24 protein-coding genes are annotated in these 23,466 nt (G+C 64.1%); 7 read left to right on the forward strand and 17 right to left on the reverse strand.

All coding sequences use genetic code 11. The features are described from left to right. The first annotated feature begins 267 nt into the window (after positions 1 to 267). The 3 genes from QWI18_RS01370 to QWI18_RS01380 all read left to right on the forward strand — a co-directional run bounded on the left by QWI18_RS01370 (position 268) and on the right by QWI18_RS01380 (position 3,364). Positions 268 to 1,581, forward strand: coding sequence for a sugar ABC transporter substrate-binding protein (locus QWI18_RS01370; protein WP_192131540.1), 1,314 nt, complete (start codon positions 268 to 270; stop codon positions 1,579 to 1,581). Between the two features lie 55 nt (positions 1,582 to 1,636). Continuing rightward, a complete protein-coding gene (locus tag QWI18_RS01375) occupies positions 1,637 to 2,410 on the forward strand; it encodes an L-iditol 2-dehydrogenase (protein ID WP_369317985.1) in 774 nt (257 codons plus the stop codon). 171 nt (positions 2,411 to 2,581) lie between these two features. Further along, a complete protein-coding gene (locus tag QWI18_RS01380) occupies positions 2,582 to 3,364 on the forward strand; it encodes a YkgJ family cysteine cluster protein (protein ID WP_369317986.1) in 783 nt (260 codons plus the stop codon). Between the two features lie 48 nt (positions 3,365 to 3,412). Here the strand turns inward: QWI18_RS01380 and QWI18_RS01385 are convergent, their stop codons facing one another. After that, positions 3,413 to 4,369, reverse strand: coding sequence for a threonine dehydratase (locus QWI18_RS01385; RefSeq protein WP_369317987.1), 957 nt, complete (start codon positions 4,367 to 4,369; stop codon positions 3,413 to 3,415). Between the two features lie 195 nt (positions 4,370 to 4,564). Here QWI18_RS01385 and QWI18_RS01390 point away from each other — a divergent pair, with 195 nt between their 5' ends. Next, positions 4,565 to 5,302 carry a helix-turn-helix transcriptional regulator gene (locus tag QWI18_RS01390; RefSeq protein ID WP_369317988.1) on the forward strand — a complete coding sequence of 246 codons (738 nt, stop codon included), beginning with the start codon at positions 4,565 to 4,567 and terminating at the stop codon, positions 5,300 to 5,302. Positions 5,303 to 5,314: 12 nt separating this feature from the next. On the opposite strand, the gene QWI18_RS01395 is transcribed toward QWI18_RS01390, so the two are convergent. Beyond that, positions 5,315 to 5,941: a glutathione S-transferase gene (locus tag QWI18_RS01395; protein ID WP_369317989.1), complete on the reverse strand. Its 627-nt coding sequence runs from the start codon at positions 5,939 to 5,941 to the stop codon at positions 5,315 to 5,317. A 17-nt stretch (positions 5,942 to 5,958) separates the two neighbouring features. Beyond that, positions 5,959 to 6,174, reverse strand: a complete 216-nt coding sequence (locus QWI18_RS01400) for a DUF6434 domain-containing protein (protein WP_296310846.1) — start codon at positions 6,172 to 6,174, stop codon at positions 5,959 to 5,961. 158 nt (positions 6,175 to 6,332) lie between these two features. Between QWI18_RS01400 and QWI18_RS01405 the strand changes: the two genes are divergently transcribed. The 3 genes from QWI18_RS01405 to moaA all read left to right on the forward strand — a co-directional run bounded on the left by QWI18_RS01405 (position 6,333) and on the right by moaA (position 9,902). Beyond that, entirely contained in the window at positions 6,333 to 7,682 is a 1,350-nt protein-coding gene (locus tag QWI18_RS01405) for a cation:proton antiporter (protein ID WP_369317990.1), read from the forward strand. 318 nt (positions 7,683 to 8,000) lie between these two features. After that, positions 8,001 to 8,828, forward strand: coding sequence for a formate/nitrite transporter family protein (locus QWI18_RS01410; protein WP_369317991.1), 828 nt, complete (start codon positions 8,001 to 8,003; stop codon positions 8,826 to 8,828). Positions 8,829 to 8,903: 75 nt separating this feature from the next. Beyond that, positions 8,904 to 9,902, forward strand: coding sequence for a GTP 3',8-cyclase MoaA (gene moaA, locus QWI18_RS01415; RefSeq protein WP_065991658.1), 999 nt, complete (start codon positions 8,904 to 8,906; stop codon positions 9,900 to 9,902). A gap of 229 nt (positions 9,903 to 10,131) precedes the next feature. Here the strand turns inward: moaA and QWI18_RS01420 are convergent, their stop codons facing one another. The 14 genes from QWI18_RS01420 to phnC all read right to left on the reverse strand — a co-directional run bounded on the left by QWI18_RS01420 (position 10,132) and on the right by phnC (position 23,053). After that, on the reverse strand, positions 10,132 to 12,138 hold the full coding sequence (locus QWI18_RS01420; protein WP_369317992.1) for a methyl-accepting chemotaxis protein: 2,007 nt from the start codon (positions 12,136 to 12,138) through the stop codon (positions 10,132 to 10,134). Positions 12,139 to 12,278: 140 nt separating this feature from the next. Continuing rightward, positions 12,279 to 13,028, reverse strand: a complete 750-nt coding sequence (phnP, locus tag QWI18_RS01425) for a phosphonate metabolism protein PhnP (protein WP_369317993.1) — start codon at positions 13,026 to 13,028, stop codon at positions 12,279 to 12,281. After that, positions 13,019 to 13,585, reverse strand: coding sequence for a phosphonate metabolism protein/1,5-bisphosphokinase (PRPP-forming) PhnN (gene phnN / locus QWI18_RS01430; protein ID WP_369317994.1), 567 nt, complete (start codon positions 13,583 to 13,585; stop codon positions 13,019 to 13,021). Before phnN ends, phnP begins: the two co-directional genes overlap by 10 nt. After that, the gene (locus QWI18_RS01435; protein WP_369317995.1) at positions 13,585 to 14,760 is read right to left on the reverse strand and encodes an alpha-D-ribose 1-methylphosphonate 5-triphosphate diphosphatase; all 1,176 of its coding nucleotides are present in this window, start codon (positions 14,758 to 14,760) and stop codon (positions 13,585 to 13,587) included. Before QWI18_RS01435 ends, phnN begins: the two co-directional genes overlap by 1 nt. Beyond that, positions 14,754 to 15,503 carry a phosphonate C-P lyase system protein PhnL gene (phnL, locus tag QWI18_RS01440; RefSeq protein WP_369317996.1) on the reverse strand — a complete coding sequence of 250 codons (750 nt, stop codon included), beginning with the start codon at positions 15,501 to 15,503 and terminating at the stop codon, positions 14,754 to 14,756. The genes QWI18_RS01435 and phnL overlap by 7 nt, the downstream gene beginning before the upstream one ends. Before the next feature lie 22 nt (positions 15,504 to 15,525). After that, on the reverse strand, positions 15,526 to 16,356 hold the full coding sequence (phnK, locus tag QWI18_RS01445; protein ID WP_065991652.1) for a phosphonate C-P lyase system protein PhnK: 831 nt from the start codon (positions 16,354 to 16,356) through the stop codon (positions 15,526 to 15,528). After that, positions 16,353 to 17,240 carry an alpha-D-ribose 1-methylphosphonate 5-phosphate C-P-lyase PhnJ gene (locus tag QWI18_RS01450; protein WP_192131519.1) on the reverse strand — a complete coding sequence of 296 codons (888 nt, stop codon included), beginning with the start codon at positions 17,238 to 17,240 and terminating at the stop codon, positions 16,353 to 16,355. Before QWI18_RS01450 ends, phnK begins: the two co-directional genes overlap by 4 nt. After that, on the reverse strand, positions 17,237 to 18,310 hold the full coding sequence (locus tag QWI18_RS01455; protein ID WP_369317997.1) for a carbon-phosphorus lyase complex subunit PhnI: 1,074 nt from the start codon (positions 18,308 to 18,310) through the stop codon (positions 17,237 to 17,239). Before QWI18_RS01455 ends, QWI18_RS01450 begins: the two co-directional genes overlap by 4 nt. Beyond that, complete coding sequence (gene phnH / locus QWI18_RS01460) at positions 18,310 to 18,957, reverse strand: phosphonate C-P lyase system protein PhnH (RefSeq protein WP_369318165.1); 648 nt, start codon at positions 18,955 to 18,957, stop codon at positions 18,310 to 18,312. Before phnH ends, QWI18_RS01455 begins: the two co-directional genes overlap by 1 nt. Positions 18,958 to 18,983: 26 nt before the next feature. Then, on the reverse strand, positions 18,984 to 19,466 hold the full coding sequence (phnG, locus tag QWI18_RS01465) for a phosphonate C-P lyase system protein PhnG (RefSeq protein ID WP_369317998.1): 483 nt from the start codon (positions 19,464 to 19,466) through the stop codon (positions 18,984 to 18,986). A 14-nt stretch (positions 19,467 to 19,480) separates the two neighbouring features. Continuing rightward, positions 19,481 to 20,203 carry a phosphonate metabolism transcriptional regulator PhnF gene (phnF, locus tag QWI18_RS01470; protein ID WP_369317999.1) on the reverse strand — a complete coding sequence of 241 codons (723 nt, stop codon included), beginning with the start codon at positions 20,201 to 20,203 and terminating at the stop codon, positions 19,481 to 19,483. A 66-nt stretch (positions 20,204 to 20,269) separates the two neighbouring features. Continuing rightward, positions 20,270 to 21,058 carry a phosphonate ABC transporter, permease protein PhnE gene (gene phnE / locus QWI18_RS01475; protein ID WP_074887601.1) on the reverse strand — a complete coding sequence of 263 codons (789 nt, stop codon included), beginning with the start codon at positions 21,056 to 21,058 and terminating at the stop codon, positions 20,270 to 20,272. 90 nt (positions 21,059 to 21,148) lie between these two features. Further along, entirely contained in the window at positions 21,149 to 22,153 is a 1,005-nt protein-coding gene (gene phnD / locus QWI18_RS01480) for a phosphonate ABC transporter substrate-binding protein (protein WP_192131511.1), read from the reverse strand. Between the two features lie 66 nt (positions 22,154 to 22,219). Then, positions 22,220 to 23,053 (reverse strand): phosphonate ABC transporter ATP-binding protein, encoded by an 834-nt coding sequence (gene phnC, locus QWI18_RS01485; protein ID WP_065991645.1) that lies wholly within the window; start codon positions 23,051 to 23,053, stop codon positions 22,220 to 22,222. Between the last annotated feature and the right edge of the window lie 413 nt (positions 23,054 to 23,466).

Genomic DNA, 23,466 nt, shown 5'->3' on the forward strand with positions numbered 1-23,466 from the left:
TTGGCGCACGCATCGAAGCACCATACGCCCATTGCATCGCCCTGCTCCACCTCGGCTGTCACTGCGCGCTGATACTTTTTTAGCCTGGCGCACGGCTGGGCTGTGCGGTTAAAAAGCATCAGCGGCACATCCTCAGCGTGTTTGTTGCAGGCCGTCCAAGCTGCTGTAATCGACACGCCACTGCCCCGAGGTGACACGTCAGATTGATCGGCAGGGCTCAAAACAACAATAACGATTCCGCGCTGCCAGCGCGGACTGGAGATCACCATGAAGATCACCCATCACGCGCTGCTGCTGTCTGCCGGTCTGTCACTGGCGGGCATCAGTCAGGCTGCCGAGACGATCACCATCGCTACGGTCAATAACAACGACATGATCCGCATGCAGCGGCTGTCCAAGGTATTCGAAGAGCAGCACCCCGACATCACGCTCAACTGGGTGGTGCTTGAAGAAAACGTCCTGCGCCAGCGGCTGACCACCGACATCGCCACCCAGGGCGGTCAGTTTGATGTGCTGACCGTCGGCACCTATGAAACGCCGTTGTGGGGCGCAAAAGGCTGGCTTGAGCCGATGAAGGACCTGCCGGCCAGCTACGACCTCGAAGACATCATCCCGTCCGTGCGCCAGGGCCTGTCGGTCAAGGACACCCTGTACGCGTTGCCCTTCTATGGCGAGAGCACGGTGACCTACTACCGCACCGACCTGTTCAAACAAGCCGGGCTGAGCATGCCCGAGCACCCGACCTGGACCCAGCTCGGCGAGTTTGCCGCCAAGCTGCACCACCCGGACCAGGGCCAGTACGGCATGTGCCTGCGGGGCAAGGCCGGCTGGGGCGAGAACATGGCCTTGCTGACGACCATGGCCAACGCCTTTGGCGCCCGCTGGTTCGACGAGCAATGGCGACCCGAGCTGACCAGCCCCGAGTGGACGGCCGCTGCCAACTTCTACGTCAATACCCTTAAAAACTATGGGCCACCGGGTGTTTCCAGCAACGGTTTCAACGAAACCCTCGCGTTGTTCAACAGCGGCAAATGCGCGGTCTGGGTCGATGCCAGCGTGGCAGGCTCGTTCACCACCGACAAAGAACAAAGCAGGGTCGTGGACAGCGTGGGATTCGCCCCGGCGCCCGTTGAAGTGACCGACAAGGGGTCGTCCTGGCTGTACGCCTGGTCCCTGGCGATTCCGGCGACCTCTAAACACAAGGACGCCGCCAAGACCTTCACCACCTGGGCCACGTCCAAGGAATACATCCAGTTGGTTGCGCAGAAGGATGGCATCACCAACGTGCCGCCTGGCACCCGCACATCTACCTACAGCGACGCCTATCTCAAGGCCGCGCCGTTCGCCAGGGTGACACTGGAAATGATGAAACACGCCGATCCGGCGCACCCCTCGGCCAAGCCGGTGCCCTATGTCGGCATCCAGTACGTGACCATCCCGGAGTTCCAGGCCATCGGCACGTCCGTGGGCAAGCTCCTCTCGGCCGCGCTCACCGGCCAGACCTCCGTCGAGCAGGCACTGGCGGCCGCGCAGTCGACGACGGAGCGGGAAATGAAGCGCGCCGGTTACCCGAAGCAATAAACGCCCCGCCGACGGAAGTCGGCCGGACCTCACCCCATGACGGATGACTCTTTCAATGAAACGACTCGAAGGTAAAAGCGCCCTGATCACAGGCGCGGCCCGGGGTATCGGGCGGGCCTACGCCGAGGCCTATATCCGCGAAGGCGCGACAGTGGCCATCGCCGACATCAATCTGCAGCGCGCGACCCAGACCGCCAACGAACTGGGCGCCAGCGCCTACGCGGTGAAGATGGACGTTACGGATCAATCGTCCATCGACGCGGCGATTGCGGCCGTCGTCGCCACCACCGGCAAGCTGGATATCCTGATCAACAACGCCGCACTGTTTGATCTGGCACCGATCACCGACATCACCCGCGAGAGCTACCAGCGGCTGTTCTCGATCAATGTCGCCGGCACGTTGTTCACCCTTCAAGCGGCGGCAAAGCAGATGGTTGCCCAGGGCCATGGCGGCAAGATCATCAACATGGCGAGCCAGGCCGGGCGTCGCGGCGAGGCACTGGTGGGCGTCTACTGCGCGACCAAGGCCGCCGTCATCAGCCTGACCCAATCCGCCGGACTGAACCTGATCAAGCACAGGATCAACGTCAATGCGATCGCACCGGGGGTCGTCGACGGCGAGCACTGGGATGGCGTGGATGCGTTGTTCGCCAAACACGAGAACCGGCCGTTGGGCGAGAAGAAAAGGCTCGTCGGCGAGGAAGTGCCCTACGGCCGCATGGGCACCGCCGAAGACCTCACCGGCATGGCGATCTTTCTCGCGTCAGCGGAAAGCGATTATGTCGTCGCCCAGACCTACAACGTCGATGGCGGCAACTGGATGAGTTGAGACCCAGGCGTGACCTGCAGGACATCGGGGCGTTTTTTTTGCATAGGACCCTACGCGACCCCTGGCATTGAGGTGCGGAAACGTGCCTCTTCCCGGCTGAAGCCGATCCCACTGACTGATCGCATACATCCAGTTATGATTCAGCGATCAACGAACAGGGATGCAGGTCACATGGACATCAACGAATCAGAAGCGCCCTCCACCGCCCATGGCCTCGCCGTGGATCCCGACGTGCAATTCGAATGCGTCGGGTGTGGCGCGTGCTGCCGTGGCCGTTTCGTACCTTTGACCCTGGCCGAAGCCGTGACCTGGCTCAAACGCGGCCACCCCGTAGGGGTGTTGCTGGAGGCGTTCGACGATTCTCTCTGGCCCGTCGATTCGCCCGAGTATGCCTACAACGCCGGGCGGTCTGCGCCGGTCATTGGCGGTTCGGGCACGCTGCGGGTGACGGTGATTCTGGCCGCCAATGCGATCCCTGAATGCCCGAACCTGCAAAAAGACGGTCTCTGCTCGGTGTACCTGGAGCGCCCGATGGTGTGTCGGATCTACCCGATGGAGATCAGTCCTTTCATTGAGCTGAAACCTCAAGCCAAGGACTGCCCGCCGGAAAGCTGGCAGCAGGGCAGCCTCTTGGCATCGGATCAGGGGCTGGCGATGCTGGTCCAGCAATCACGCCAGACCGACCGCGATGATGCCCGGCGTAAAGTGGCGGTGTGCGAATCCCTGGGCCTGACCGTCGCCGGCTGGAAAGGCAACGGTCTGGTGATTCACCAGCCCTCGGTCGAAACGCTGCTCGCCGCCTGCGAAAGCGCCGAGGTCGATGCCAACCCTACAGATCAACCCTGGCAGATCAAGGCAGAAGACCCGCCGTTGAGGGCGTATCTCAACGCTCAGTCCGTGCCCATGGCCGACTCACACAGCGACAATTACATCTTCCATGCGATCCCCCGCTGACCGGCCCCTGCTGAGCCGCTTGAAGCGGTCGGCATGCCGCTTGCAGCTTCAGGCAATTACCCGCGCATACACCGACCGGTCCACATTCCCGCCGGACAGAATCACCCCGACCGTTTTCCCTGCCATGGACCGGCGTTCCTGAATGAGCGCCGCCAGTGCAGCGGCCCCTGCGCCTTCGGCGAGGTTGTGGGTGTCGGTGTAGTACACGCGCATGGCCTCGGCAATCTCGTCTTCGCTGACGGCGACAATGCGCTCCGCCCCTGCGCGGTAAATGGCGAAGGCCGCCGGAACGGGTCGGCGCACAGCGAGGCCGTCGGCAAAGGTGTTCGCCGACGGGGTTTGCAATATGGTGCCTTCCTCGAAGGACCACTTGGCGGCCGCCGCCTCGGTGGACACCACACCGACCACCCGGGTTTTCAGGCCCAGCGCGTCGCGGGCGGCAATCACCCCGCAAATCCCTGACCCACAACCGACAGGCACGTAAACCGTGTGCAGATCCGGCGCTCCCAGGAACAATTCCAGCGCATACGTGGCCACACCCTTGAGCAGCTCGATGTGGAAAGGCGGGACCAAATAGTGCCCATGCACGTCCGCCAGCCGCGCGGCTTCCTCCCGGGCTTCGTCGAAATCCCGGCCGCATTCGATCACGTTGGCGCCGAGCGCGCGCATGGCGTTGTTCTTTTCCGGGGAGTTGCCTTCCGGCACCACGATCAACGCATTCAAGCCCAGCGCAGTGGCGGCCAGCGCCAGGCTCTGACCGTGGTTGCCGCGCGTCGCCGTGACGATGCCCCTGACGCTCGGGTAGGTACGCTTGAGCCAGTGCATGAAGGTAATCCCGCCGCGCACTTTGAAGGCGCCGGTGGGCGTGTGGTTTTCGTGTTTGACCCACACCGTGCTGTTCAGCCGCTCAGCCAGTAACGGCCAGGCATATTGAGCGGTCGGCGGCATGACCTCGTACACCTGGCGAGCGGCCTGTTCGATATCGTTGCGGGTCAGTCCGTGCATGGGGCGACTACTCCTCAAAATCGTGTCCTCCAAAAGATGGCCCAGTCTAGGCAGACCCGCGCCGCGCCGGCTTTCAGAAAACTGACCTGACTTTTGCCGAATCACTTGATTACTATCAAGGCCATGAACCCGACAAAACTCGCCTCTGACCCGCTCCCGTCTGAACCGGTTCGCCGTGTCGAGGCAGGGCCGTGGATGATCGAATTGCTCCCTGCCGCCGCTTATGCCACGCGCTATGTGGCGACCCAGGCGGCGGTCGGCTTTGCCTTCGAAAGTCAGCGCGGCCTGCACGCCATCGGCAGCGACCGGGTGCACCCCTTCGACGCGGTGCCCAATGGATTGGCGTTCGTGCCTGCCGGTTGCGACGTGTTGTCGGCGTCGCCCACGGGCGGTGAATACCTGCGGCTGCTGCGCACTGACGGGCTGGCGCTCGCGGGCGACCACGCCTTCAATAACCGCATTGACCCCCAGGCGATCGCCCTCGCCATGAAGATGCGCGCAGCGCTGTTGCAGACGTCGGCGGCGGACGATTGGGAGGGCTGGGCGCTGGCCCTGGCTGACCGGATCGACGACAAAAGCGCTGTCGACGCGCCGCTGCAAGGTTCGATAAACGCCAGCCGGATGCGCAGACTCGATGAGTTCATCGACGCCGGTCTCGACGGCCCGCTCGGGGTGCAGGCGATGGCGCAGGTGCTGGGGTTGTCCGAGGGCTATTTCATGCGGGCCTTCAAGCACACCACCGGCAAAAGCCCCCACAGTTATCTGATCGACCGACGCCTGGCCAAGGCCAGAGCCCTGATGCGTGACTCAACGGCGAGACTGGCCGAGATCGCCCACGGCTGTGGCTTCAGCTCCCAGGCGCATATGGCGACGGCCTTTCGCCAGCGCATGGGCATCGGCCCGGCGAAGCTGCGCAGTCAGTTGTCTCCGTGACTGACCTCGCGTTCACCAACCGTGCCGCTGCAGCACCGCGTGGATGACGGGATGTAGATCAATGACCCCGAGGGCGGCGTAAAACTCGGGGCGCGACCTTCCCAGATGCTCCCGCGCCCCACTCCAGTGGCTGACCACGCAGGCGAGGACCTCAACGGCGCCGGGCGCATGGGGATGCCAGGCAACCGGGTTGTCAAACACATCGCTGAACACCTCCCACTGACTGTGCAGCTTGCGCGTCGCCCCCGCGACCAAGCGGTCTAAAAGGTCAGGCTCGCCGTCCGGCAGCCACCGTTCCGGGTAGTCGATCAGGCCGATCGACGAATAGCAGTTGGTGGTGAGGTACGCCAGGGCCCGGAGTTGCTGGGCACGTTCGTGGACGTCGTGAGACAAGAGGCCGGACAGCGGAAAGGCCAGGCCCAGGTGGGTGAGGATGGCCGCGCTCTCCGTCAGCACGCCGCCGCCGGGGATGACCAGCGTCGGCACCTGCATCAACGGGTTCAGGCGTTTGAGCTCATCGCGCCCAGCGCCGGCCGCCTCGTAACTGGCGCCCACCAGGCGGTAATCAGCGCCGCACAGGGTCAGCGCCATCTCGATGGCGGCCGAGCCGGATCTGTCGGCCCCGAATAATGTGAACATGCTGTCTCCGGTTTTCATCAGGCGTTATTGCCGTGGCGTCGTTGCCACTCATCGACCACATCGCCCAGGGTCTTGGCGCTGTCGTTGCGTATCCAGGCCATGAAGTCACGGTCGAACTTGAAGGCCGGCCCGCACTGCGCGGTCATGAAACGACGCACGTTCTGGGTGTTTCGGTAATCGTGAGTGACCGGGGTGTCTCGGGAAAGCGATTCGCTGTGCCAGTCAAATGCCATGGGGCTCAATCCAGGTGAGGGGGTCGCGCACAGTCTAGTCGGCAAACACGCGCTGTCGCGCTTCACCGGTCGCGGGATCCATTCCACATTAGTTTCAACTATCCCCCCCTCCTACAGTCACACAGTCATTCCCGCCCATTGACTGATGATGTTTCCGCATGAGTTTCATTCTTTGCATGACCGTCTTCGGTGTCCTGCTGATGCTGCTGGCACTGACTTCTTCCTATCTGCGCTGGCTGCCGGTCACGACGTCGGCGGTGTGCCTGGCGTTTGGCGCCGCGATCGGGCCCTGGGGCCTGGACATCGCGCAGCTCGACATTCGCGATGCGCGCCACTGGCTGGAACGGCTGACTGAAATCGCCGTGTTGTTCTCGCTGTTCAATACCGGTATCAAGCTGCGCCTGCCCCTGCACCGCAGCGGCTGGTATTCGGCGTACCTGCTGGCAGGGCCAGTGATGCTGGCGACCATTGCCGGCGTCAGCCTGGTCGCCCATTACCTGTTCGGCCTGTCATGGCCCATCTCCTTGCTGCTCGGTGCCATGCTCTCGCCCACCGACCCGGTGCTGGCCGGTCTGGTGCAGGTCAACAGCGCCCAGGACCTGGATCGGGTGCGCTTCGGCCTGTCCGGTGAGGCCGGGCTCAACGACGGCACTGCGTTCCCCTTCGTGATTTTCGCCCTGATGTTCATCACCCACGGTTTTTCGGATTTCGACTGGACCCAGGGCTGGCTGCTGAAAAACATCGTCTGGGGCGTACCTGTCGGGCTGATGCTGGGTTACGGCTTGGGCCGTGGCGTCGGTCATCTGATGATCTACCTGCGCATCAAGAACGCCGACAGCACCCTGTCGCCCAACGACTTCCTCGCCCTGGCGCTGATTGCCATTGCCTACGTCAGCGCCGAAGGCCTCGGCGCCTATGGATTCCTGGCGGTGTTCGCGGCGGGCATTGGCGTGCGTCACGCCGAGTCCAACGCCACCCAGTCGGAGGTGCCGTCGGAACACGTGGCCATCCCGATGGTGGGGCACACCCACAGCGATCCGGAGTCGGCGATCATGGGCAATCGCGATGCGCTCTCAGACAGTCAGCTCGCAGCCGGCGTGATGATGGGCGACATGATGGTCTTCGGCAGCCTGGTGGAGCGCGCGATGGAGGTGCTGCTGATCACCCTCCTCGGCGCCGCCCTCGCCAGTTACTGGGACTGGCGCGCCGTCGGCCTGGGGCTGGCGCTGTTCTGCGTGATCCGGCCGTTGAGCGTCTGGCTGTTAATCAGTGGCAAACTGCTGACCCGCCCGCAAAAAGCCCTGGTGGGCTGGTTCGGCATTCGCGGCATCGGCACGCTGTATTACCTCTGCTATGCGCTGACCCACGGCCTGCCGGCTGAATCAGTCCACACCACCATCAGCCTCACATTGTCCGTGGTGGCGCTGAGCATTCTGCTGCATGGCATCAGCATTCAGCCTCTGCTGGAGCGCTACGAGCGCAGCATCACCCGGGCCGCCAAAGACTGACCTCAAAACCGCGTCCGCTTCCCTTTATGGAAGCGGCTGCACGATCAAAAGCCTCATGATAGACAGCGTCGATGAGCCTATCGGAACAAGCGATTGGACGCTCAAGGGTGCGATCGGTAGCGTGCTCACTAATTGATCAGGTCTTTTGAGCGTTCTCTGCAATGCGGTTTAACGTCGCAGCAGCGCCCAACAGGGATCGGCGCCGTGTCGGCTGACACCCCCGCGCACCAAGACTGGATGCTTGAACCCCTCTTTCGTTTTCGTGCCGCCGGCGGGTTCAGCCGCGGTGCGGTCCATTGCTTGTGAGCCTGAAAGCCTATGTCCATCAATACACCGCAGCAGATCGCCGAGATCACCATTGAAGCCGGCGTGAAAAAGTCCCATATGCCGACCGCGGCAATTCTGGTGCTGGGCTTTCTCGCCGGCGCGTTCATCGCCCTGGGCTTTTTGCTGGACATCCATGTCAGCACGATGATCCCGGCGCCCTGGGCGTCACTGGGCAATCTGATGGGCGCTGCGGTGTTCCCGATCGGGCTGATTCTGGTGATACTGGCCGGCGGTGAGTTGCTGACCGGCAACATGATGAGCCTGCCCACTGCCATGTTCGCCAGGCGCATTCCGCTGTCGGCGGTGGCGCGCAACTGGGCGCTGGTGACCCTGGCCAACCTGCTGGGCGCGCTGTTCGTGGCCTACTTCTTCGGCCATGTGCTGGGGCTGACCGAAGGCGCGTATCTGGCCAAAACCCTGGCCATCGCCAAGGCCAAGGCCAGCGCGGATTTTGCCCAGGCGTTTATTTCCGGCATCGGTTGCAACTGGCTGGTGTGCCTGGCGGTCTGGTTGTCGTATGCGAGTAAAGACGTGACCGGCAAGATCCTCGGTATGTGGTTCCCGATCATGGGCTTCGTCGCCATCGGCTTCCAGCACGTGGTCGCCAACATGTTCGTGATTCCGGCAGCGATCTTTGCCGACGCATTGAGCTGGACCGAATTCGTTGAAAACTTCGTTGCGGTGTTCCTGGGCAATGCCGTGGGAGGTGCAATTTTCGTCGGGCTCGCGTATTACGTGTCCTATTCGAAAGCCATTCAGGCTTCGGCAACCGGCGTCACTGCTGCGTCCATCGAGCAGCAGACCGGTAGCCAGATTTAACGCTGCAGCCGCGCGCCTCGTTTCCCGAGGCGCGCACCCTGTTTCTGCCACGCGTCACGTTGTCGAGAGTAATCAATGTCAGATCGAGTCCTGATGGACAGCTATTCACGCAAGGTCGATTACGTCCGCATGTCGGTGACGGATCGCTGCGATTTCCGCTGCGTGTATTGCATGGCCGAGGACATGACGTTCCTCCCCCGTCAGCAGATTCTCTCCCTCGAAGAAATCCATCAACTGGCCGAGCGCTTCGTCGCGCTGGGCACAAAGAAGATTCGTCTGACCGGCGGTGAGCCACTGGTGCGCTCCGGCATCGTTGGGCTGGTTCGCAGCATCGCCGCCCTGCCCGGCCTGCGCGAACTGTGCATGACCACCAACGGCTCGCAGCTCGACAAACTCGCCGTGCCGCTGTTCGAAGCCGGCCTCAAGCGCCTCAACATCAGCCTCGACAGCCTTGACCCGGCGCGCTTCAAGGAACTGACCCGCACCGGTGACCTGAGCAAGGTCATCGCCGGGATCGACGCCGCCAACGCGGCCGGTTTCGAGCGCACCAAGCTCAACTGCGTGGTGATGCAGGGCCGCAACGACCACGAGATCAATGATCTGGTGGCCTTCGCCATTGATCGTGGCGTCGACATCACGTTTATCGAAGAGATGCCCCTCGGGACCATCAGCGAGCACAGCCGCGCCGAGTCGTTCTACTCCAGCGAGCAGGTGCGCGAACGCATCGCCGAGCGCTACACCCTGGTGCATTCCACCGAGTCCACGTCCGGGCCTTCGCGCTACTGGCGGGTAGCTGAAGCGCCGCACATCCGCATCGGCTTCATCTCGCCCCACAGCCATAACTTCTGCGCGACCTGCAACCGGGTTCGAGTCACGGTGGAAGGACGTCTGTTGCTGTGCCTGGGTAACGAGCATTCCGCCGACCTGAAAGCCGTGCTCCGGGCCAATCCGGGTCAACCGGACAAGCTCGAAAAAGCCATCGTCAACGCCATGCAGTTGAAGCCGTGGAAGCACAACTTCGAGCTCAACGATGACGTCCAGGTGGTGCGCTTCATGAACATGACCGGCGGCTGAAGCCGGTCCTACGGCACGCGGTTTTTTTAGTGGGACCGGCTTCAGCTGGTCCTACAGGCATGCGATGTCTTTAGTAGGACCGGCTTCAGCCGGGAAGAGGCCGGCTTGACCACCCTCAATTTCCTGGCAACACAGTCCATGTGGGAGTGAGCTTGCTCACGAAGACGGCGTTTCAGACGCCGAAGCTTTGATCGTGCTCACACCCCGCCTGGACAGCGCGCACAGTGCCTTACCCCTCTCGGCCACCTCGGCTCAGTGCACCCAGGCGACCGGAGATCGACTGCATGCCTTTGCCCAGTTCGCGCAGGGTGCCGGCGTCCCGCGCGCCTTGTTCGCTGGAGGCGTGAATGCGCACGGCCAGTTCGTTGATTTCGTGGGTGACGTGGCTTTGCTCCTGGGCGGCCACGGCGATCTGATGGGCGCGCTGAACGATGTCGTCGAAGCTGAAGACGGTCGTGCCCAGTGTGGCGGCGACGTTGACCGCCTGCTGCACCGACTCACGGGTGCGCGTGGCACCGTTTTGCATCGTCGAGACCGCCGCACTGGAGGCCTGACGCAGTTGCGAGATCATCTCCTGAATCTCGTTCGCCGACGCCTGGGTTCGCCCGGCGAGGGTGCGCACCTCATCAGCCACCACCGCAAAACCACGCCCCTGCTCCCCTGCCCGCGCCGCTTCAATGGCGGCGTTCAGGGCCAGCAGGTTGGTCTGCTGGGAGATCGACTTGATCACCTCCAGCACACTGCCCACGCGCTCGATGTCATCGCCCAGCTGGGTAATGGCGCCCGCCGCCCCGGCAATGTCCGTCGCCAGGACTTCGATGGACTGGCTGTTGCTGTTGACCTGATCCTGGCTCTTCTGCGCATCGCCCAGGGAACGGCGTGCGGTGTCGGAGCAGTCTGTGGTGTTCTGGGCGACTTCATTGGCACTGGCCGACATCTCGGTGATCGCGGTGGCCAGCAGCGTATTGTCCTGACGCTGGGATTCGGCCCGTTCGGCGACGCCTTGGGACAACTGCGCCAGCTCGTTGGCCTGGTGCTCCAGAGACACCGATTCCTCGGCGATGCGGTGCAGCATGTCGCGCAGGGAACCGGCATAGCGGTTGACCGACTCACGCAACGCGCCGATCTCGTCGGCGCGCAAAATCGCCAGTTGAGTGTCAGTCTGACCGCCTTGGCCCAGGCTTGAGATCTGAGCAGTGGTTTCCTCCAGTTGCGCCAGCAGCCGCTTGCCGGCCAGCCAGGCCAGACCCAGCAGCACGCCCAAAAGCGGCAACAGGAACAACAGAATCTGTCCGGTGAGGCGGTTGGCCAGGCCGACAACCCGGGCTTCCGGGGTCACAAGCCCAATGCGCCAGCCCGTGCCGGCCATGGTCGCCAGGGTGACGTAGGCCGGGCCGTTGAGCCGACCGTCGTGCTCGATCCGCAGGGTCGAGAGGGCTGAGGTGTTGCTCGCCAGCTGATCAGCCACCGGCTTGAACCAGGTTTGCTCCTGGCTCAATCCGGTAATGGTCAACAGGCCCTTGGTCCCCTTCGCATCGGGGAAATACAGCAGATTCCCTGACGGATCGACCGCAAAGGCATACCCGTCGGTGACGCCGCCTTTGTCTTTGAGGAACGCCGCCAGACCGTCCAGTTTCAGATCGATGGTCGCGACACCGGCGAACGCGCCCTGGGCCCGGTAAGGCACGCTGCAGGTGGTCATTGCCACGCCGCTGACCGGGTCCTGATACGCATCGGACCAGACGCAACGCCCTGCCGGTGCGGACTTGGCGCCGGTGTACCAGGACTCAGCCTGATAAGGCGGCGTTTTGGCCTGGTTGTATTCGTCCGAGAAATCCAGTCGGTTGGCAGGGTCGCGGGCCCAGAAAAAACTGCGACGCTCAGTGCCTGCCGCAAAGGCGTTGGGCTCCGGCCACACGCCGCCACCGGCAATGGCGGAATCCCCCTGGCTGTCGATCAGGCCGGGGAAATTGCTCATGTACAGGGTTTCGTCGTGGGGCAACGTCTCTGCCAGCAGCGCCATGGCCGCCGCCGTCCCTTCGATGCGGCTCAACGGTAACGCCAGCTGACGGGTGATGGCGCTGGCTGACTGCTCCGCCGACTCGGTGCCGGCAGCCACCAGCTGGGGTTTGCCCCCCAGGGTCATGACCGCGTAAATCGCCACCGCCGTCAGCACCAGCAATGTCAGGATCGCCAGGGTCATTCGTCCAGCGATGCGGCGAGGAATCAACGACATGGTCAAGCTCCGAAGAAAATGTAGGACTACATTTGCAACGGCCGTGACAGGCAAAAGTTGAGGCGGGACAGGTGTTTAAGCGACCTGAGCGACAGGAGGTCATAGGATGACTCGCCAACCGTCAGCCCCCCCCGCCCCGGTCAGACTTCCATGGCGTCCCGCGCCACCCGAACGTGGTCAGGCAGTTCTGCGGCATGTTCCATCAGCCACGCATCCAGCGTATGCCCGACATGGGTCAGCACCGCTTGCGCGGGCTTGAGCGCTTCAATGATCTGCAGCGCCACATTCACATCATTGTGGTTGCGCGGCGTTTGCGCCTGGGGCGGCATGGAGCAGTCGAGGACCAGCACGTCGAGCGCCTCGCGCTGCAGAAAAGCCTGGGTGTCATGGGGCAAGCCGACGGTGTCAGTGAGGTACGCGATGCGCCGTCCCCCGCCTTCCAGCAAATAACCCAGCGTCGGTTTGGAGTGCAGCAGCGGCAGCGCGGTGACTTGCAGTTCGCCCAGGGCGCGGCTTTCGAAGGGCATGAACGGCTGGCTGAAATCGAGGATGCCGGGGTGTTTGTACAGGTCCGACAGTCCTTCCGGGTCCACCGGGCCGTGCACCGGGATCACCAAACCCTGACCCCAGCGCAGGTGCAGCAGGCCTTGAGCATGATCTGCGTGGAAGTGGGTTTGCAGGATGCCGCTGAGGCTGCGGGGCGGGAAGCGTTCGGTCAGGTCGGGCAAACCGCTGTCGATCAGCCAGCGTTGGTCGCCCAGTGCCACCAGCGCGCAACAGGGCCGGCGGCGCAGGCGGTGGTCGGCGTGGGCGGCGCGACAGGCCGGGCATTCGCAGCCGTAGACCGGCACTTGCCGCGCATCCCCCGTGCCGAGCAGGGTCAGGCGCATGCGGGGGTTCGCTCCAGTCGCTGCAACAGTCGGGCGACCGTTTGCTCCAGGGCGCCGGAGTTATCCAGCACGATCAACGACGGATCGCTCACCTGCACGTCGTCAGCGAACTGCGCGTTGCGTGCCAGCCGGGTTTCGATGTCTTCGGCCGATTCCCGCGCCCGACTGAGCAATCGATCCCGCAACACCGATTGATCCACGGTCAGCAACACCACCCACAGCGACGGATAACGCGCCCGCGCGTGGGGCAGATGGCCGCGCGAGCCGTTGACCAGGACGTCGTGCCCGTCGGCCAGCCATTGGTCGATCTCGTTGGGGATGCCGTAATGCAGGCCGTTGGCGAACCAGCTCAAGGCAAACGCGCCCTGGGCCTGCAGGGCCTCGAAACGCTCGACGCTGACGGCCTGGGCCGCTTCGCCCTTGGCTTCTGCCGAGCGGGTAATGACCCGCCGCACGATCCGGCAGTCCCGCGCGGCCAATGCCTCCCGGGCCGCGTCCAGCAGGCTGTCCTTGCCCGAACCCGACGGCCCGATGAGATAGATCAACCTGCCTGCCATCAGAACACCCTCTTCGCTTGTCGCCAGACTTGTTGAATGATCGGCAGTGTGCCCACAGCCCGGGCGTGGATCAGGTCGGCGCGCAGGCCGACGCGGATCTCGCCGCGATCCTGCAAGCCCGCCGAACGGGCCGGCGCCAGGCTGACCGTGGTCACCGCACGCGCCAGCCCGGCGCCTGTCGAGTCGTCCGCTGACACCTGCGACTCATCCAACTGGACGCCCAGGGTGAACGCCGCCTGCAACAGGCTGGCCGGATAGTAATCGCTGGAGAGAATATCCAGTAGCCCTTCTTCGGCCAATGCCGCCGCCGCGATGTTGCCCGAGTGCGAGCCGCCACGGACGATGTTCGGCGCGCCCATCAACACGCTCATGCCCAGACGCCGGCAGCCCTGCGCCGCTTCAAGGGTGGTCGGGAACTCAGCGATGCTCATGCCGTAGGCCGCCGATTCCTCGACGTGGGCCAGTGTCGCGTCGTCGTGACTGGCCACCGACAGCCCGCGTGCCAGGCAGATATCGACAATCGCCCGGCGATAACGGTCGCTGTAGGTCTTCGAGTTGGCGACCTGCTCGACGATGAAGGCGTCCATCTGCTCGCTGCTCAGGTGGTATTTGCCCATGTAGTACTCACGGTACTTGGATTCCAGGGCGAACTGGCGCTGGCCCGGCGAATGGTCCATGACCGACACCAGCTGCACCAGGGGCTGCTCGACCAGGTCGCGGAACACGCTGAGGGTGTCCGGGTGACAGACCTCGCAGCGCAGGTGCAGGCGGTGCTCGGCGCGGGTCATGTCGGCGGCGTTGGCCTTGGCGATCGCCTCGACCATGCCCGGCAGTTGCTGCATGCGCTTGCCCTTGGGGTTGACGTCGCCGATGGACAGCGCGTCGAACACCGTGGTGATGCCCGCCGCGATGATTTGCGCGTCGTGGCTCATGACCGCCGAAGCTGACGGCCAGTCCACACCGGGGCGCGGGCTCAGGTGTTTTTCCAGGTTGTCGGTGTGCAGCTCGACCAGCCCCGGCAGCAGGTAATCGCCATTGAGGTTCTGCGCCTGGGACAACTGGCTGATGCCCTCGTCGATTTCGCTGATCAACCCGTCACGCAGCACCACGGTGCCGCTGAAGACGCGCTCGGCGGTGACGATCTTGGCGTGGGTCAGGATCTGTTCGTTCAGCATTGTTCGGTCTCCTTCGGGCTCGATGCCATCGATGCCATTGAGGCTTGCGGGTCAAGATCGGGCGGGGTCATGTCCAGATGACGGTCGGACACCGCTTCCCGGGCCAGACGGTCGTGGAAGATGCCGATCACCGCAGCACCGGCGCTCTTCGCTTCATTGATCAATTCGAGGACCACCTGACGGTTGCCGTCGTCCAGCGACGCGGTCGGCTCGTCCAGCAGCATCACCGGCCACGGCACCATGAAGCCGCGGGCGATGTTGACGCGCTGCTGTTCGCCGCCGGAAAACGTCCCCGGCGCCAGTTGCCACAGGCGCTGGGGAATGTTCAGCCGGGCGAGCAGATGCTCGGCGCGGGCCTGGGCATCTTCGCGTTTCCAGCCACGGGCCAGCGCCGGTTCCATGACCACCTCGACGGTGGCGACGCGGGGAATCACCCGCAGAAACTGGCTGACGTAGCCGAGGGTTTGCTGGCGCACTTGCAGCACCTCCCGGGGCGCAGCCCCGACCAGTTCCAGCCACTCGCCCTGATGCTGCACGCGAATGCTCCCACCGGCCGGCAAGTAGTTGCCGTAGAGGGTGCGCAGCAGCGTGCTTTTGCCCGCGCCGGAATGGCCGTGGAGCACCAGGCACTCGCCGCCGCTGACGGAGAAATTCAGGCCGCGCAGCACGTTGAGCACCACGCCGTTCTGCTGGTGCAGGGTGAAGGTTTTCGAGAGGTCACGGACCTCGATCAGCGTGTTCATTGAAGGCATCCCGAAAGTCGGATCATGGCTGCAGCACCGAAGACACCAGCAGCTGCGAATACGGATGTTGCGGGTCGTCGAGGATCTGGTCGGTCAGGCCGGTTTCCACCACGTGGGAACGGCGCATGACCATCAGCCGATCGGCGAGCAAACGGGCCACGGCCAGGTCGTGGGTGACGATCACCACCGCCAGGTCCAGCTCGCGCACCAGCCCGCGCATCAGGTCGAGCAAACGCGCCTGCACCGACACGTCAAGGCCGCCGGTGGGCTCGTCCATGAATACCAGCCGTGGGCCGGACACCAGATTTCGGGCGATTTGCAGGCGCTGCTGCATGCCGCCGGAAAAGGTCCGTGGCAAGTCGTCGATGCGCGCCGGGTCGATCTCGACCTGGTTGAGCCAGTCCAGCCCCGCCGCCCGCAGCGCCTGATAATTGCGCACGCCCTGGGCCATCAGCCGCTCGCCGATATTGGCACCGGCTGAAACGCCCATGCGCAGGCCGTCCCGAGGGTTCTGCTCGACGAAGCCCCACTCGGTGCGCAGCAAGGTGCGGCGCTCGGCCTCGCTGGCGCTGTACAGGTCCAGCCATTGGCCGGCATTTTTATGGGTGTCGGCGAGGCGGTAATCGATGACGCCCCGGTCGGGCGGGCAACGGCCGCTGAGCAGCGACAGCAGCGTCGACTTGCCGGAGCCGGATTCGCCGACGATGCCCAGCACTTCGCCGGGGTACAGCTCGAAACTGACGTCCTGGCAGCCTTTCTCCGGACCGTACAACTTGGTCAGGCCGCGCACTTTCAGCAGTGGCTGGGTGCGGTCGCTGACGGCATCACGGTCGATCTGTTGAGCAGCATTCATTGCGCGGCCCTCCCCTGACTGACCCGTTGCGCGCAGTAGTCGGTGTCCGAGCAGACGAAGCTCTGGGTGCCCTGGTCGTCGAGGATCAGCTCGTCGAGGAACGACTCGTGGCTGCCGCAGATGGCGCAGTTGTGCGCCCATTTCTGCACCTCGAAGGGGTGATCCTCGAAGTCCAGGCTGGTGACGCGAGTGAACGGCGGCACCGCATACAGACGCTTCTCGCGACCGGCGCCGAACAGCATCAATGCCGGGCTCATGTCGAGTTTCGGGTTGTCGAATTTGGGGATCGGCGACGGGTCCATGACGTAGCGCTCGTCGACGGTCACCGGGTAGGCGTAGGCCGTGGCGATGTGGCCGAAGGTGGCGATGTCTTCGTAGAGCTTGACGTGCATGACGCCGTAGTCGTTCAGCGCGTGCATGGTGCGGGTCTCGGTCTCCGACGGCTCGATAAAGCGCAACGGCTCCGGAATCGGCACCTGATAGACCATGATCTGGTCGGCGTGCAGCGGCGTTTCCGGGATGCGGTGACGGGTCTGGATGATCGTCGCCTCGGGTGTGCGCTCGGTGGTGGCGACGCCGGCGGTGCGGGCGAAAAAGCGGCGAATCGACACGGCGTTGGTGGTGTCGTCGGCGCCCTGATCGATGACTTTGAGCACGTCCTCGGCGCCGAGGATCGCGGCGGTCAGCTGCATGCCGCCGGTGCCCCAGCCGTAAGGCAGCGGCATTTCACGGCCACCGAAGGGCACTTGATAGCCGGGAATGGCCACGGCTTTGAGCAGGCCGCGACGGATCATGCGTTTGGTCTGTTCATCCAGATACGCGAAGTTGTAGGCCTCGTCTCGGGGGGCCTGTGGCTGAAGACGTGGCGGCGTGGCGGCGTTCATTGGGCCTGCTCCTTGGAGGGCGTGCGCAGTGTGCGGATCAGTTCCAGTTCCGACTGGAAGTCCACGTAGTGCGGCAGTTTCAAGTGCGAAACGAAACCGGCGGCTTCGACGTTGTCGCAGTGGGCAAGCACGAATTCTTCCTGCTGGGCCGGCGAGACGACTTCCTCGCTGTATTCCCCGGCGCGCAACGAGCGGTCCACCAGCGCCATGCCCATGGCTTTGCGTTCAGCGTGCCCGAAGGCCAGGCCATAGCCGCGAGTGAATTGCGGCAGCTCGGTGGCGGAACCGACGAACTGGTTGACCATTTCGCACTCGGTCACCTCGATGGCGCCAATGGAGATCGGGAAGCCCAGCTCTTCCGGCTCGATCCACACCTCCACGTCACCGACGCGAATCTCGCCGGCAAACGGGTGGTTGCGGCCGTAGCCGCGCTGGGTCGAATAGCCCAGGGCCAAGAGAAAGCCTTCATCGCCGCGGGCCAGCGCTTGCAGGCGTTCGGCACGGCTGGCCGGGTACTCCAGAGGCTCGCGGGTGATGTCAGCGACCGGCGCGCCGGTGTCCTGTTCTTCCTTGATCAGGCCTTCTTTGGCGAGCAGCCCCAGCACCCGCGGACAATCCTGAACGGCCGCGTCGGCCTGCCCTTCAGGGCCAGGGAATTCGCCCTCGGCCAGCAAGGTGAAATCCAGCAAGCGGTGGGTGTAGTCGAAGGTCGGGCCCAGTAGTTGCCCGCCGGGGACGTCCTTGAACGTGGCCGACAGACGCCGGTTGAGCTGCATGGCCGAGGTGTCGATGGGCAGACTGGCGCTGAAGCGGGTCAGCGTGGTGCGGTAGGCGCGCAGCAGGAAGATCGCTTCGACCAGATCGCCGGCCGATTGCTTGATCGCCAGCGCGGCGAGTTCGGCGTCGTACAGCGAGCCTTCGGTCATCACCCGGGCGACGGCCAAAGGCAATTGCTGGCGGATTTGTTCCACGCCCAGTTCGGCGACGGACGTGTCGCCCCGGCGTCGTTTCGCCAGCAGTTTGTGGGCATTGTCGATGGCCTGTTCGCCACCCTTGACGGCAACGTACATCAGACGGCTCCTGTCGACGGTTGAGGGCTGGACGGTTGCAGACTGGACGGCTGCGGCTTGAACAGCACTTGGGTGCTGCGCGGCAAACCGAGCAATTCGCTGCCGGCGACGAAGAACACGTCGATCCCGCGGGGGAAGTCATTGCGCGCTTCGCGCTCCTGCCAGAACGCCTCCTGCAACGGCAGGCTGACGTGGTTTTTGCTTTCGATCCCCGGCCCGCGCCAGGCCAGTTGCGGGCCGCCCTGCAGACTCGGCAACTGGACCAGCAGCGTGCAGGACTGGTCGGGATAGCGATCGTTGCCCAGGTCGAAACCGCTGAGGTCGTGCAACTGGCTGTCGTCGAGCAGCGCGAAGCGGGCATTCTGCCGGTCGCTGACGATGGGGCAGCCACAATGGAAGGTCAGGTTGGCGCGGATGGCCTGGGTGTCGAACGTGGGCGCGAGCCACAGCGGCGTGTCGATGTCCAGCAAGGCCAGGCACAGGGCGTGGCTGGCCGCGGCGAGGCCTTCGAGGTGCGGCGGGGTTTGCGTAGCGAGCAGGCTTTGGGCGACACCGGGGCCGGCCAGGGCCTTGAGCGCGGCGCGAAAACTGCGCTGGGCATCCAGCACCGGATCGGTGAATGCCGGCTGCAACAGCGAGGCGGGCAAGGATTGAGTGGCGAGAGAGGTGCTCATCAGTTTTCTCCTCTGACCAGGGTGAAGAAGTCCACTTTGGTCGCGGCGGTTTCGGCTTGTTGTTGGGCCCGGCGCAGGTCTTGCGCGCGGGCCAGCGGGTCGATCAGGTCGCTGATCCAGTGGGCCTGTTGCGCGCCCTGCAAATGGGCGTCGGCCAGGGCGGCGAGCTCGGCGTGGGCCTTGTCGCGCCCCGCCAGGTAGCTGAAGCCGGTGCGGCCGTCGGCCAGGCGCACCACACAGCGGGTCACGGTCATCTCGCCGACGTTGAACGGCGCGCCGCTGCCGCCCATGCGGCCCCGCACGAGGGTCATGCCGATTTCCGGCGCGCGGATCAGTTGGTAGTCCGCGTCACGCAGGGCGGCTTCGTGGGCCTGCAGTTCGGCGCGGCGGCTGCGCGACAGCACGCCGATCCAGTGCTGGCGAGCGGCATGGCCGGTTGCCGGGGCGTCGGCCGCGTTGGAGGAAACGGGTGTGGCAGTCATCGAGGGCATCTCCATCAGGTGACGATCTGATACTGGAAGCGGTCGGAGCGGCTGGTGGAGTGGGCAATCTCCACCGGGTTTCCGTGCGCATCGTGGGAAAGGGTCAGCACCGTCAGCGCCGGCAAGTGGCGCGGCATCAGCAGCACGCTGGCCTCTTCGCGACTGGGCAGGCGCGCGCCGATCAGGCTGAAGGTCCGGGTCAACGGCAACTGCCTTTCGGTGAGGAACTGGCGCACCGAGCCGCTGACGTAGTCGGCGATCAACGACGCGCGGGTGGCGCAGTAACGGTGGCGAATCAGGCAGACCGGCTGGCCGTCGAGGCGGCGCAGGGTTTGCAGTTCGATCAGCGGCGCGTGGGGTTCGAGGCCCAGATGCGCGGCCTCCTCCACCGTCGCCGTGCAGTGCCGGCGTTGCAGCAGCACCGCTTCGACGCCGTGGCCGAGCGCGGCGAGGGATTCGCTGTAGGCACTGCCGGCGGCGACCGGGTACACCAGCGGACGGCCCAGCACTTGGGTGCCTTTGCCCTGTCGGCGCAGCAGGCTGCCTTCGCGCACCAGTTCGTCGATGGCCCGGCGCACGGTGTGGCGGTTGACCTCGAAGCGCGCGGCCAGCTGGACTTCGGCGGGCAAGTATTCGCCGGCGGTGTAGCGGTCGAGTTCACTGCGCAAGGTCTGCGCCAGTTCGCGGTATCTGGGTTCACGGTGCAGGGGTTCACGGGGCAAAGCCCCGCGGTTCATCGTTTCGGTTTGTCTAGACAACTGCATGGCTAAAAAAAGGGTTCGCACCCTCTCCTGTCGTGGTCGTTAGATGAACTGCTTGCGCAGGCGCTGGGAGAAAATGTCGATGACGCTCACCACCACGATGATCACCAGCAGCACCGAGCAGGTCTGGGTGAACTGGAAGGCGCGGATGTTTTCCCAGAGGATCACGCCGATCCCGCCGGCACCGACCATCCCCACCACCGTCGCCGAGCGCACGTTGGATTCGAAGCGGTACAGCGCGTAGGAAATCCACAGCGGCATGACTTGGGGGATGACCCCGAAGATCACTTCCTGCAAGGCACTGGCGCCGGTGGCACGCACGCCTTCGACGGGACCGGGATCGATCGCTTCCACCGCTTCGGCGAACAGCTTGGCGAGCACGCCGGTGGTGCTGATCCACAACGCCAGGACACCGGCAAACGGGCCCAGGCCGACAGCGACCACGAAGAGCATGGCGAAGACCATTTCGTTGATCGAGCGGAACGCATCCATGACCCGGCGCAACGGTTGATGAATCCACCACGGCGTGATGTTGTCGGCGCAGAGAATGCCCAGCGGTACCGAGCAGACGATCGCCAGCAGCGTGCCCCACAGGGCGATCTGCACGGTGACGATCATTTCCTTGAGGTACGCGCGCCATTCGTGGAAGTCAGGCGGGAAGAAGTCGGCGGCGAAGGTCGCCATGTTGCCGGAGTCGCGGTACAGCGCCAGCGGGTTCATTTCCGCGCCGTGCCAGGCCCAGGCCATCATCGCCAGGAACAAGCCCCAGCCCAGGTATTGCGGCCAGCTGCGCTTGCCGGCGGCTTCGATGTAAGCAGCGTGAGTGGTCATAAAAAGTCCGGTTGCGAACGGATGAAGCGTCATGACTGGCGCGCCGTGCCTGCAAGGGGTTGGTCCCCACAGGCAGGCGCGCCCCGTGCATCAACCCGCCTTGGCGGTGCCTTGTTTTTCCAGCTCGGAAATACGGTCCTGCAGCTTGGTCAGCCCGGCGTCGATGTCTTTCAGGCGAGTGGCCTTCTCTTCGGCGCTGAGGGTGGTGCTGGCCGTGGTTTCGGTCTTCTGCTTGAACAGCTCGAGCTGGCGGATGGTCAGCAACTGGTCGTCCGAGGACTTGAGGAACTTGCCCATCTGCATGTTCTTCAGCACGGCCTTTTCCTCGTCGGTGTCGCCGTAGTTGGCGAAGAAGTCGCGGATCTTGTTCTTGTCCGCGTCCGACAGGCCCTTGCGCCAGACCATCGGGTCGGCGGGGATCAGCGGCGATTTCCAGATGACCTTGAGCATGGCGGCCTTGTCCGGCTGGGTGACTGCCAGACGGTCCCAGCTTTCGGTGTTGAAGGTCGCGACGTCCAGTTGCCCTTTGGCCACGCTCAGGGCATTGACTTCATGGCTGGAGTTCAGCGTGCGTTTGAAGGCGGTGGCGGCGTCGACGTGGTTCTGCGCGAAGACGTAGTAGCCCGGCACCAGATAGCCCGAGGTGGAGTTCGGGTCACCGTTGCCGAAGGTCAGTTCCTTGGCGTGCTTGAGCATGTCCTCGACCGAATTGATCGGGCTGTCCTTGCGCGCAATGATCACGCTCCAGTACCCGGGCGCACCGTTGGCAGCAGCGGTCTGGGCAAAGATCTCGCCGCCGGAACGGTCCACCGCTTCCATGGCCGCCTTGTTGCCGAGCCAGGCCACATCGACCTTGTTGAAGCGCATGCCCTGGATCAGGCCGGCGTAGTCGGAGGCGAAGGTGGCGTTGACTTTAAGCCCGGTCTTTTTCGTCATGTCGTCGAGGAACGGCTGCCAGACGCTCTTCAGGTTCTGCGACGACTCAGTGGACATGATGCCGAAGTTGATGACGTTGTCATCGGCCTGCGCAGTGCCCATCAGGCAACCGGCGACGACAGCGGCAGACGCGAAGACGCGCCCGATACGGTTCAACATGGGGAACTCCCTGAGCTGGGTTTTGGGTGTGGGTTGAGTGTTTCGGTTACCGGTGCCGCCACTGAGTCAGGCACGGGCCATCAGCAGTCGCGAGGGTCGTTCGGTGTCCCGTGCGCTGCCGTCGAACATCAGGCTGGTGTCGGCGTCGGCGCCATACAAGTCGTTGAGGAACTGGCTGTTGAGCTCGGCGCCGTTGCCGTCGAAGTGAATGCGCCCGCCCTTGAGTGCCACGGCACGCGGGCAATAGCGCACGGCGTAATCCACCTGATGCAGGGTGACGACGACGGTCTTGCCGTCCCGGCGATTGATGTCGGCGAGGATTTCCATGACCTTGCGCGCGGACTCGGGGTCGAGGGAGGCAATGGGTTCGTCGGCAAGAATCACTTCGGCCTGCTGGGTCAGCGCGCGGGCAATGGCCACCCGCTGCTGCTGGCCGCCGGAGAGGGTCGAAGCCCGCTGCGGCGCCAGATCGGCAAGGCCGACGCGGTCAAGATTGGCCATGGCGCGGGCTTTCTCCTCGGCGTTGAACAGGCCGAGGCTTCCACGCCAGCGCGGCATGCGACCCAGGCAGCCGAGCAGGACGTTGTCGAGTACGCTGAGGCGATTGACCAGATTGAATTGCTGAAAGATGTAGCCGATGTCCGCGCGCAGGCGACGCACCTTGCCGTTGAGCCGTCCCGAGGCCTGCACTTCACGGCCCAGCACCTGGACGCTGCCGCCATTGCTGCGGTCGCAACAGGCCAGCCCGGCCAGGTGACGCAACAGCGTGGATTTACCGGACCCGGACGCGCCGATCAGCGCGACCATCTCCCCGTGTTGTATAGACAATGCAAGGTCAACCAAAGCGGTCTTTCGGGCGAAGGTCTTGTTCAGGCGGTCGACGTGGATGGCTGCGGTCATGGGCTTCTCTGGTTTTGTGATTCCAGCGTCCTGCCGGGAGTGAATGATCAGCCGCACGACCGTCCATGGCCGCGTTCGGTGCGAGTGACATTAGGGGCAGCCTGTGGCAGTTCCATGAACCGACGATGACTGTGGGATTGCACTTCGGAGACGGTTTGCTACGGGACTTTTCGGGGTTTTTCTGGACAGGTTGGCGCCCAAGGGCGATCTAGCCGCTGTGCGGGCTAGACAAGTTGCGCGGATGTTGAAGGCAGGACAGCGGGGTCAATGCCAAGACTGAAACAAATAATTCGTGCCGTTGGTCCGTTGGCACAACGCTATGGGGTTAGCAGTACCAGCGTTAGCGGGCAAGGCGTCGGATGGCGCGCTGCGGGATTGAGGGTGTAAAGGCTGGCCTCTTCCCGGCTGAAGCC

This window comes from Pseudomonas sp. W2Oct36 (genome assembly GCF_041060465.1).
GTDB lineage: Bacteria > Pseudomonadota > Gammaproteobacteria > Pseudomonadales > Pseudomonadaceae > Aquipseudomonas > Aquipseudomonas graminis_B.